The sequence below is a fragment of the Streptomyces sp. NPDC048434 genome, from assembly GCF_043200375.1.
Taxonomy (GTDB): Bacteria; Actinomycetota; Actinomycetes; order Streptomycetales; family Streptomycetaceae; genus Streptomyces.
In genome coordinates this window covers 180,965-190,803 of the sequence record NZ_JBICXQ010000018.1, presented here as the reverse complement: position 1 = coordinate 190,803, position 9,839 = coordinate 180,965, and the positions used below count along the sequence as shown (strand labels likewise).

The 9,839-nt window shown below is 70.9% G+C and carries 9 protein-coding genes; 4 read left to right on the top strand and 5 right to left on the bottom strand.

The genetic code is table 11. The features are described from left to right. Positions 1-169 precede the first annotated feature (169 nt). The 4 genes from ACGFWI_RS22370 to ACGFWI_RS22355 all read left to right on the top strand — a co-directional run bounded on the left by ACGFWI_RS22370 (position 170) and on the right by ACGFWI_RS22355 (position 2,500). Entirely contained in the window at positions 170-694 is a 525-nt protein-coding gene (locus ACGFWI_RS22370) for a GNAT family N-acetyltransferase (RefSeq protein WP_393907722.1), read from the top strand. 115 nt (positions 695-809) lie between these two features. Then, positions 810-1,298, top strand: a complete 489-nt coding sequence (locus tag ACGFWI_RS22365) for a hypothetical protein (RefSeq protein ID WP_393907721.1) — start codon at positions 810-812, stop codon at positions 1,296-1,298. 33 nt (positions 1,299-1,331) lie between these two features. Beyond that, on the top strand, positions 1,332-1,826 hold the full coding sequence (locus ACGFWI_RS22360; RefSeq protein WP_393907720.1) for a hypothetical protein: 495 nt from the start codon (positions 1,332-1,334) through the stop codon (positions 1,824-1,826). Between the two features lie 68 nt (positions 1,827-1,894). Then, positions 1,895-2,500, top strand: coding sequence for a TetR/AcrR family transcriptional regulator (locus ACGFWI_RS22355; RefSeq protein WP_393907719.1), 606 nt, complete (start codon positions 1,895-1,897; stop codon positions 2,498-2,500). A 100-nt stretch (positions 2,501-2,600) separates the two neighbouring features. Here ACGFWI_RS22355 and ACGFWI_RS22350 read toward each other — a convergent pair whose 3' ends face one another. Genes ACGFWI_RS22350 through ACGFWI_RS22330 form a run of 5 tightly spaced genes read right to left on the bottom strand, consistent with a single transcriptional unit; the run spans position 2,601 to position 9,399 of the window. Further along, on the bottom strand, positions 2,601-4,208 hold the full coding sequence (locus ACGFWI_RS22350; RefSeq protein WP_393907741.1) for a TraM recognition domain-containing protein: 1,608 nt from the start codon (positions 4,206-4,208) through the stop codon (positions 2,601-2,603). After that, complete coding sequence (locus ACGFWI_RS22345) at positions 4,205-5,647, bottom strand: ATP-binding protein (RefSeq protein WP_393907740.1); 1,443 nt, start codon at positions 5,645-5,647, stop codon at positions 4,205-4,207. Before ACGFWI_RS22345 ends, ACGFWI_RS22350 begins: the two co-directional genes overlap by 4 nt. A gap of 29 nt (positions 5,648-5,676) precedes the next feature. After that, positions 5,677-7,239, bottom strand: coding sequence for an SCO6880 family protein (locus ACGFWI_RS22340; protein ID WP_393907718.1), 1,563 nt, complete (start codon positions 7,237-7,239; stop codon positions 5,677-5,679). Further along, the gene (locus ACGFWI_RS22335; RefSeq protein WP_393907717.1) at positions 7,236-8,555 is read right to left on the bottom strand and encodes a hypothetical protein; all 1,320 of its coding nucleotides are present in this window, start codon (positions 8,553-8,555) and stop codon (positions 7,236-7,238) included. Before ACGFWI_RS22335 ends, ACGFWI_RS22340 begins: the two co-directional genes overlap by 4 nt. After that, positions 8,545-9,399 (bottom strand): hypothetical protein, encoded by an 855-nt coding sequence (locus ACGFWI_RS22330; RefSeq protein ID WP_393907716.1) that lies wholly within the window; start codon positions 9,397-9,399, stop codon positions 8,545-8,547. Before ACGFWI_RS22330 ends, ACGFWI_RS22335 begins: the two co-directional genes overlap by 11 nt. Positions 9,400-9,839: the final 440 nt, after the last annotated feature.

The window sequence follows — 9,839 nt, the reverse complement described above, 5'->3', positions numbered from 1 at the left end:
GGTACTGCAGGGGGGACCCTGTGGGAGAGTAGGACGCCGCCGAACAATCATTGTGGGAAAGCCCCGCACCTTATGGTGCGGGGCTTTTCTGCGTTCTGGGCCGGACATCGGAACGGTCGGAAACCGGAAGTCTCGTTCAGCGGGATGGCGTGCTGGGATGCTGGGCCGCATGGGGTACTTGATCAGGCCGGTGACGGCGGATGAGTGGAAGAAGCTCAAGGAGCTGCGGCTGGCGGCGTTGGCCGATCCGGTGGCTCGGGTGGCTTTCAACGAAACCTTTGAGGCGGCGGCCGGCCAGCCGGACGAGTTCTGGCAGCGGCGGGCATCGTCCCTCGACGAGGGCGGTGCGGCGCTGACGTTCGTCGGGGAGGCGGAGGACGGCAGTTGGGGCGGCATGGTGGTGGTCCTTGTCGAGCGGGACAAGGAGGTGCCGCAGACGCACATGGTGGGGGTGTATGTGCGGCCCGAGCACCGGGGGACGGGGCTGGCACGGGAGTTGTTCGCGGCGGCGATCGGGTGGTCGTGGGACCTCGTGGACCCGGTCGTGGAGCGCGTACGGCTGTGGGTGCATGAGGAGAATGCGCGGGCCGCGGGGTTGTACCGATCTCTGGGGTTCGTGACCACGGGGCGGACCATCGCCGATCCGAAGAATGCCGCCGCCACGGAGGGGGAGATGGTGCTGACCAGGGGGTAGCGAGCGGCCGGCCGGCGCCGTGGTGGGGCCGGGGCTTCGGTGCTGTTGTGAATCTAGGTCACGCGACCTTATCTCGGGGTCGTGGACGATGACATTCAGTTAGACGACAGGCCCGGTGCTTGTGGTGGGCGGATACGGCACCTTCGGGGGAGAGTTGGCCCGGCTTGCGGCGCCTTGCTGGCCGCTGGTGCTGACCGGGCGTACCCCGGAGCGCGGTCGTGCGCTCGCCGATGAGGTCGGGGCGGAGGTGCGACGGTGGAACCTGAGTGATCCGGAGCCCTTCTCGGCGAAGGTGCGGGCCGTGATCAGCGCGGTGAACGACCCCGAGGACCGGGTGTTGTTGGCGGCGATCCGGGGTGGTGTGCTGTATGTGGACCTCACGCGGTGGACGGCGCGGCTCCAGCGGGCCGTCGCGGTGGCGGCCGTGGAGAGGCCCAGGGCTCCGGTGCTGCTGTCGTCCGGCTGGATGGGCGGGCTGGTCTCCGCGGCGCTGGCGGGGGAGCTCGGCGGGGCCTCGTCGGTGGAGATCGCGATTCGCTATGACCTCAAGGACCGGGCGGGGGCCGACTCGGTGGAGTTCATGGACCGGCTCGGTCTCGATTAGGAGGTGACCGAGGGCGGGCGGCGGTGGATGATCATGCCGCTCAGTGGTGCGGGGTACGCCGTAGTGGGCGGGCACCGGACCAAGGTGGCGCGGATCGATACGCCGGAGCAGTTCACACTGCCGCTGGCGCTCGGGGTGGACACGTCCGTGACGCGGCTCGGCTTCAGCGCCAACTCCTCGACGTCCGCGCTGCCGGCGCTCAAGCGGACCGGGTTCTTTCGATGGGGGCGTGGTGACCGGTTCGAGTCGGTGCGGCGCTCGTTGCTGTATGCGCCGGGTGAGGGCGGGAGCGCGCTGCTGCGGATCGAGGTGCGCGGGCGGAGCGGTGAGCGGCGTACCGCGACGGTCGCCGATCCGGCCGGGCAGGCCCATCTGGCGGCGCTGGGCGGGCTGTTGGGGCTGCGCCGGGTGAGGGGGGCGGATGGTGCCGCGGCGCCTCGTCGGGTGGCCTTTCCCGAGATGACGCCGGCGCCGCAGGACGTCATCCCCGCTCTGGAGAAGGCGGGCGTGAAGGTCGAGGTGTCATGAGGGAGGAGAGGGAGGAGAGGAGAGGGATGGAGGAGCAGGGCCCGGGTGGGGGGGGGAAGGCTTCGGCGTTGACGCGGCAGGGGAGTGTGCGGCGTACGAGTCTGCTCGATGCGGCCGAGGCAGTACTGGTGGCCAAGGGGGCGGATGCCTCGCTGCGGGCCATTGCCGGTGAGGCGGGGGTGCGGGTCGGGCATCTGCAGCACTACTTCCCGGCTCGGGCCGATTTGATCAGGGCGGTGCTGGAGCGGGCGCTGGACCGTTCTCTGGAGCGGCTGGCCGAGACGACGGGGCTGCGGACGGTGCGTGACGACCTATCGGCCCTGGAGAGCCCGGAGGGGCCGACGGACCCCGACGAGGTGGTGGCGGTGCTCCTCGCCGAGCAGGAGGATCCGCAGCTGGTGCGGCTCTATGTCGAGGTCTGGGCGCTGGCGGCGCGGGACGAGGACATCGCCGCGGTGGTCCGGGAGTCCTACCGGAAGTACGTCGCGCATGTGGAGGCGTTCGTCCGGCAGGGGCGGCCGGACTGGCCGGGTGAGTTCTGCCGGGCCCGGGCGGAGACCTTTGTCGCGCTGATGGAAGGGGCGGCCTTGCTGCGGTCGGGTATCGCCGGTAGCCGGTCGGCCGCGATGGATGCGCAACTGGCGTGGTGTGCCGTGCAGTTGCTGCGGGACTGACGTCCGGGCGCGGAAGGGTGCCGCCCGGCTCTGGTGCGCTGCGGACACGTCCGCCTCGTCGGGTACGGGCCGGATCCGGCGCAAGGCCTTGGGCGGGGCGTCAGGCCGGCAGGGAGTGATGCGGCCAGCGGGCGCGGGCCTGTTCCCGGGAGCGCATGGTCGCCAGGGTCAGCAGTCCGCGGCTGCGGCCCGTTTCGAGGAGACCGGGGAGGGCGGGCAGCGGAGCGAGGGCCGCGATGTCGTCCAGGACGAGGGTGAGTGGTGGGTCGAGCCGACCGTCAGATGACCGTTCGGCCATGCGGCGGCCGTGCTCGACCACGCTCGAGAGGAGTGCGGTGAGCAAGGGCATCGCACCCGGGTCGGTACGCGGATCCTCGATGGGCTCGCCTACCACGTAAAGCGTTCCCCCCTCGGCGATAAATGATTCGAGGATGACCGAATCCGTTCGAAGTGGATTGCAGGCATCCCGGATATGGATTGAGGAGAGGGCGGCCAGCGCACGGCCGATCAACTGCTGTGCCGCTTCCCGGCGTTCGGGGTGTGCGGTCAGCACCGACTCCAGCTCGCCGGCCTGGCCGGCGGAGGACTTGGCGCTGGTGCGCAGGATGCGTACGGGTTCCTGGGCTGCGCCGGCGGTATGGGCCCAGCGGTGCAGCTGGCGGAACGGGCGGCCGTCCACCGCGGCGGCGTGCAGCCAGCAGCGCAGCAGGGTCTGGGCGGCGTCCGCGACGGCCGAGTCCAGCGCCCCGGACGGGCGTACGGGGGCCAGCAGGGCGGTGGCACGGGCGGTGGCGGTGGCCAGGTCCGTACAGCCGGAGGTCGGTGACCAGCGCAGCCGGGCCGGGGTGTCGAGGAGGTGCGTGGGGTCGTAGGTCAGCAGCGGGCCGAGCTTGGCGCGGGCGTCCTTGGTGTCGGACCAGAGGACGGGGTCGGTCGTGGCGACGATCAGGGGGCCCGGGGCGGCGGCCGCGGTGGTGAGGGACGCCGCGAGGGTGACGGCGCGGTCGGTGGAGAACTGGATGCGGGGGAGGGCGGGTTCGGTGCGGGTGTCGGTCGTGTCGGTACCCGGGAGCGTCGGAGCGGACGGGGGAGCGGTGCGCTGCTCGGGGACCGGGCCGGTGGCCGCTGCCATGGTTTCGAGGGGCGGGGACGGGGTGGCGGGCACGGCCGGTCGGGCCGGTGCGTCCTCGCTGTGCGCCGGGCGCTCGTGGGCCGTGTGGGCCGTCTCCCGGACCGCTTCCCGGGCTTCCCGTGCCTCCGCGGCCTGCCGCGCGTCGAGTGCCGCCTCCCGGGCCTCCCTGGCCTTCGTCCGCCGTGTCGCCCGTACGGCGCGATAGCGGGTGACCGTCCCCAGCGTGAAGATCGTCAGGACCAGCAGCACCATCAGCTCGCCGATGAGGATGCCCCAGAACAGGCCGTACCCGGAGAGCTGGGCCTTGGGGGTGTCGGGCCAGGCGGCGGCCATGTCGTGCGGCGCGGAGACCAGATGACGCAGCGCCATCGGGGTGCCGGGGTAGGTGACCCCGTCGGGCCAGGCGCCGTGGGTGAACAGGCCGGCCAGGCCGGTCGCGGTCCACACCAGAACGGTCAGGCCCAGCAGGAAGGCGAGCAGCCCGACCAGCAGGGAGTCGGGGATGCCGCGCCCCCGGCCGCCGGGCGCGTCGCGATAGCCGCGGCCGCCTCGTTCGTCGTCGTATCCGCGCGTCACGCCACCGTCTCGCTCGACTCGTCTCTCCACTGCCGCTCCATCGCCATGGCCTCGGCGCGTGCCTCGGCCTCGGCGTCCGCCGCCGCCTGGAGGGCGCGCGCCTCGTCCGTCGGCACGGCCGATGCCTCGCTCACCGCCGACGCCTCGGTCATCGCCCGGTCGGTGTAGACCAGCGGGCGTTCGGACTCGGTGATGAGGTGTTTGACGACCTGGACATTGCCGTTGACGTCCCAGACCGCGATGCCGGGGGTGAGGGTCGGGATGATCTCGACGGCCCAGCGTGGCAGGCCGAGGACCCGCCCCGTGGCGCGGGCCTCGTCGGCTTTCTGGGCGTAGACGGTGCGGGTCGAGGCCATCTTGAGGATCGCCGCGGCCTCCCGTGCGGCGGCGCCGTCGACCACATCGCTGAGGTGGTGGACGACGGCCACGAACGACAGGCCGAGCCGGCGGCCGAACTTCAGCAGCCGCTGGAAGAGCTGGGCGACGAAGGGGGAGTTGATGATGTGCCAGGCCTCTTCGACCAGGAAGATGCGCTTCTTGCGGTCGGGCCGGATCCAGGTGTGTTCCAGCCAGACGCCGACGATCGCCATCAGGATCGGCATCGCGATGGAGTTGCGGTCGATGTGCGAGAGGTCGAAGACGATCAGCGGTGCGTCGAGGTCGATGCCCGCCGACGTCGGGCCGTCGAACATGCCGCGCAGGTCACCGTCGACGAGCCGGTCGAGGACCAGCGCCACGTCCAGACCCCAGGCCCGGACGTCGTCTATGTCGACATTCATGGCCTCCGCCGACTCCGCTTCCGGGTGCCGCAGCTGCTCGACGATGTCGGTCAGGACGGGCTGGCGGTCGGTGATGGTGTCGTTCACATACGCATGCGCGACCTTGAGGGCGAAGCCGGAGCGTTCGTCCAGGCCGTGGCCCATCGCGACCTCGATGATCGTCCGCAGCAGGGCCAGCTGGCCGGTGCTGGTGATCGACGGATCGAGGGGGTTGAGGCGGATGCCGCCGTTGAGGGCGGAGGTCGGGTCCAGCCGGATGGGAGTTATCCCCAGCTCCTCGGCGATGAGGTTCCACTCGCCGACGCCGTCCTCGCCCTGAGCGTCCAGCACCACGACCTGACGGTCACGGAACCTCAACTGCCGCAGCACATAGGTCTTCTCCAGCGCCGACTTGCCGTTGCCGGACTCGCCGAGGACCAGCCAGTGAGGGGCCGGCAGCTGCTGGCCGTAGAGCTGGAAGGGGTCGTAGATATAGCCCTTGCCGCTGTAGACCTCACGGCCGATGATCACGCCGGAGTCGCCGAGGCCGGGGGCCGCGGTGGGCAGATAGACGGCCTGGGCCTGGCCGGTGGAGGTGCGTACGGGCAGCCGGGTCGTCTCCACCTTCCCGAACAGGAAGCTGGTGAACGCGTCGGTGAGCGCTCCGAGCGGATCGATCATGGCCATGACGTACGCGCCTCCCAGCGGCTTTAGCGGCGGATTCCGGTCGCGAACGGCAGGGTGTTGACGAACGCCCGGTGGTGCTCGCGGTCGCACCACTCCAGCTTGAGGTAGGACTTGCCGGCCGAGGCGCGGATGGTCCGCTTGTCGCGTGCGAGGGCCTCGGGCGAGCGGGAGGAGACCGTGAGGTAGCCGACGAGGTTGACGCCGGCGGCGCCGGACGCCAGGTCCTCGCCTCGCTGGTCGACGCGGCCGTGGTGGGCGACATCCCGCGGGTCGACGACCCGGTTCATCTTCGCCGCCCGGCTGGCCTCGGCGTCGTCGTTCGTCTTCTCCGTGAGCATCCGCTCGATGGCGATCTCGGTGGGCTCCAGGTCCATGCAGACCGCGACCGTACGGATCACGTCCGGGGTGTGCACCAGGAGGGGCGCGAGGAAGTTGACGCCCACCGGGGTCAGCGGCCACTCCTTGACCCAGGCGGTGGCATGGCACCAGGGCGCGCGGGTCGTCGACTCACGCGTCTTGGCCTGCAGGTAAGTCGGCTCCATCGCATCCAGCTCGGCCGGCCAGGCGTTGCGCTTGCCCATCGCCTGGATGTGGTCGATGGGGTGGTCCGGGTCGTACATGGAGTGCACGAGGGAGGCGAGGCGGGCCTGGCCCAGCGGCTGGCGTACGCGGATGTCGGCCTCGGCGAGCCGGGCGCAGATGTCGGTCAGCTCACGGGCCATGACGACCGCGAGGCCGGCGTCGCGGTCCAGCTTCTTGCGCAGCAGCCCGCCCTGGTGCATCCGGGCGGCGCGCGCCATGGTGTGCGCCTCGGCGGCCAGCTCGCGGGTGTAGTGCATACAGGCGACGAGGTAGGCGCGGTGCTGCTCGGAGGAGGTGGAGACCATCGACTGCAGCTGGTCGTAGGAGTCCTGCAGCCAAGCCGGGGAGGAGCGGTCGCCGCGCTGGGCGACGTCCTTGGCGTGCGCGTCCGGGTCGGCGGGCAGCGTGCGGGCCAGCATCTGCAGTCGGGTCACGAAGCCGTCGCCGTTGGCCACATGCTTGAGCAGCGTCCCGAAGCGGTCGACCAGCGCCTCCTGGTCCTCGCTGTCGCGCAGGCCGACGCCCGGCCCCTCGATCTCGATGGCGGCCGTCACCGTCTTGCGGTCGGCGTGCAGCAGCACCGCGATCTCGTCCGGGCCGAACGGGGCGGCGAGCCAGTTGATCCGGCCGATGCCGGGCGGCGGGCCGATCTCGACCTCCCGGCCGTCCAGCCGGATGCCCGCCTCGGCGTTGCCGGAGCGGTAGCCGGCGCCGCGGCGGACCGAACGGCGGAAGCTGCGCCGGATCTCGAACCACTTGTAGAACGTACGGCCCTTGTACGGCACATAGACGACGGCGAGCGCCAGCATCGGGAAGCCGGTGAGGGACACGATCCGCAGCGGCAGCATCGGTACCAGCAGCCCGCACATCATGCCGAGGAACGCCCCCGCGATGATCAGCGCGATCTCACCGGTCTCGCGGTTCTTGCCGACGATCGCGTTGGGCCGGGCGCGGCCGATGAGATAGGTGCGACGTGGCGCGATCGGGTGGGACTGCGTGCTCAACGCCCCTCACCTCCTGCTGTCTTGCCGGAGCGGGAACTGGTGCTCGGGCCGGGGTTCGTACGGGGGGCGGGGGTGGCGGGTGCCGAGGACCGGCCGCCGCCGGTGCGGGAGCTGTGCGCGGCGACACCGCCGGCCACCGCGTCGGCCGGCCGGGACTGGCCGCCCTGTGCGCCCTGGGCCTGCCCGCCGCCGTCCCCGCCGGACCTGCGGGAGCTGTGGGTCTTGATGCCCTGGGACACCAGCGCGGCCGGCGAGGAGATCATCGCGGCGGCCTGGCTGCCGTCGGTGGCCCGGCCCTTGTTCGTACGGGCCGAGACCATCTCGTCGCCGAAGCCGGGGACGAAGCGGTAGATCACCGCACTGGCGAAGATGGCGAGGACGATGATCGCGAGGCCGGAGACGACCGCGGAGAAGGCGTTCGGGCCCTTGTCGTGGGAGAGCGCACCGGCGATGCCGAGCACGATCACGATGACCGGCTTCACCATGATCACCGCGATCATGATGCCCGCCCAGCGGCGCACATGCCCCCACATGTTCTTGTCGACCAGCCCGGCGTAGACGACCGTGCCGAGCAGCGCCCCGACGTACAGCAGCGCGGCCCGGATCACCAGCTCCAGCCACAGCACACCGGCGGCGAGCACCGAGACCAGCGACACCACGATCAGCATGATCGGGCCGCCGCCGATGTCCGTGCCCTTCGTGAGCGCCTGCGAGAACGCCCCGAAGAAGGTGTCGGTCTGTGCTCCGGTCCCCTTCGCGATGATCTCGGTGACCCCGTCGGTCGCCGAGACGATCGTGTAGAGGATGAGCGGGGTGAAGGCGGAGGCGAGGACGGTGAGCCAGAGGAAGCCGACCGCCTCGCTGATCGCCTCGGTGAGCCGTACCCCGCGCACCGCGCGCTTGGCGACGGCCAGCAGCCACAGGACGAGGGTGAGGATCGTCGAGGCGGCGAAGACGACGGCGTACTGCCGGAGGAAGGCGGCGTTGGTGAAGTCCACCTGGGAGGTGGCCTTCACGGCGTCGGAGAGCTTGGTGACGATCCAGGCGGCGGCTTTGGCACAGCCCTTGGCGAGGGAGTCGAGGGGGTCCAGGGGGTTGTTGTCGGTGAGGCCGCCGGGGGGCTTGGGGGTGCCGGAGCCGGCTTTGTCACCGGATTGGCAGTAGTCCTTTGCGGGGCCACGGACGAGGTCACAGGGGTCGTTGCTCGGGGTGGGGCTCGGCGCCGCGAAGGCACGCGAGGCCAGGAGCACAGCGGTTGTCTGGACAACCGTCACCAATGCGGCGAGCGAGAGGGTGCGGCGACTTTTAGCGGGCATAGGTGAACCCTCCGAACCCTTGCACGGCGTGGGTCATGTCCTCTGCCGACGCGGCAGCTTGGTCCCTCCCGATCGGAGCGGGACCGTCCTTCTGCGTGAAGTTCGTGACCTTCCAGTCCCCGTCCGCCCACTGGAGGTCGAAGGTGTTCGTGTACCAGCTCTCCGTGACGGGGTTCTTGGAATCTGTTCCTGCGAGGCCGAAGAGAGCGGAGTACCAGACCGAGATCTTGGCGGTGTCACCCTTGAACGCTTCGGTCTTCGTGCCGACCGGGTTGGCGCGCGAAACGAAGGTCATGCCCTTGGGCGCGGAGCCGTCCGGCTTGAGTCCGATCCGGCCGAGGAAGGCATGGTCGGAGTACACCTTGTCGAGGTCGTTCTTGCGCGCCGCTGCCACGGATGGTGCATAGACAGCTTTGGCGATCTCGTGCCGGCCGGCGGCCTGGTACATACCGTCACTGGTCAATGCCACCGCATAATTCGCCGCCGCCGACTGCGCCCCCTGTTCCGTCTTGGCGAAGCCCGACGCGATCCCCCCGGTCTTGCCGGTGGCCGGCTTGGTGCCGGTGGGGGCGGTGGGCTGGGCGTGGCCGGCGTCCTTGGGGGAGTCCTGGGGCGACGTCTCGCTGTTGCCGCTGCCGCCGCGGTTGGCGAAGGCGATGGCCGCGAGCAGCAGGACGATCACGCCGACGATGGTGACGAGGTTGCGGCTGGACATGCCCGCGCGAGGCCGCCGTCCCGAGCCGTAGATGTCACCGTCGTTGTCGGGAAGTCTGGTCCGTGTCTGGCCCGTCTCGGAACCGCGGTGGCCGTCGCCTCCGTAGCCGCCGTCGTCACTGAGACTCATCGCGCCTGTGCCCCCTCTGCCGCCGTCGCCATGCGTGCCCTAGTTGTGCCGCCCTCATATGACCGTAGCCGCGCGGGCGGCGGCTCGGGTGCAGCGGTACGAGTACATCTCACCGTGACGGGTCCTCAGATGCGGTACGGCAGGGGCGAATGGGGGACTCTGGGTCATATGTGCTCATCGCCCCGCTCCGCGGTTGCCGTCGCCTGCTTGCGCCTTCTTGTCTCCGGATCCACCTGTCCCCGCGCAGCGGCCGGCCCAATCGGTCCGCTGGTGGCGGGGGTGGCGAGGGTGCGGGGGCGGGTCCGTCGGGCCGGACGTGAGGCGGCGTCAGCATGTGGCCTCGGCAGGGGAGGTGGGGCCGGTGGGAGCGAGTGGGGGCACGGGACGGCGGAGAGATGGCGGGCGGGGGCGCATGGGGAGCGGCCCGGGGACGGGCGCGG

Excerpts from the sequence above, each read along its gene's own strand:
- ACGFWI_RS22370 (WP_393907722.1), top strand. The coding sequence starts at position 170 with ATGGGGTACTTGATCAGGCCGGTGACGGCGGATGAGTGGAAGAAGCTC.
- ACGFWI_RS22360 (WP_393907720.1), top strand. The coding sequence starts at position 1,332 with ATGCCGCTCAGTGGTGCGGGGTACGCCGTAGTGGGCGGGCACCGGACC.
- ACGFWI_RS22345 (WP_393907740.1), bottom strand. The coding sequence starts at position 5,647 with ATGATCGATCCGCTCGGAGCGCTCACCGACGCGTTCACCAGCTTCCTG.
- ACGFWI_RS22335 (WP_393907717.1), bottom strand. The coding sequence starts at position 8,555 with ATGCCCGCTAAAAGTCGCCGCACCCTCTCGCTCGCCGCATTGGTGACG.
- ACGFWI_RS22330 (WP_393907716.1), bottom strand. The coding sequence starts at position 9,399 with ATGAGTCTCAGTGACGACGGCGGCTACGGAGGCGACGGCCACCGCGGT.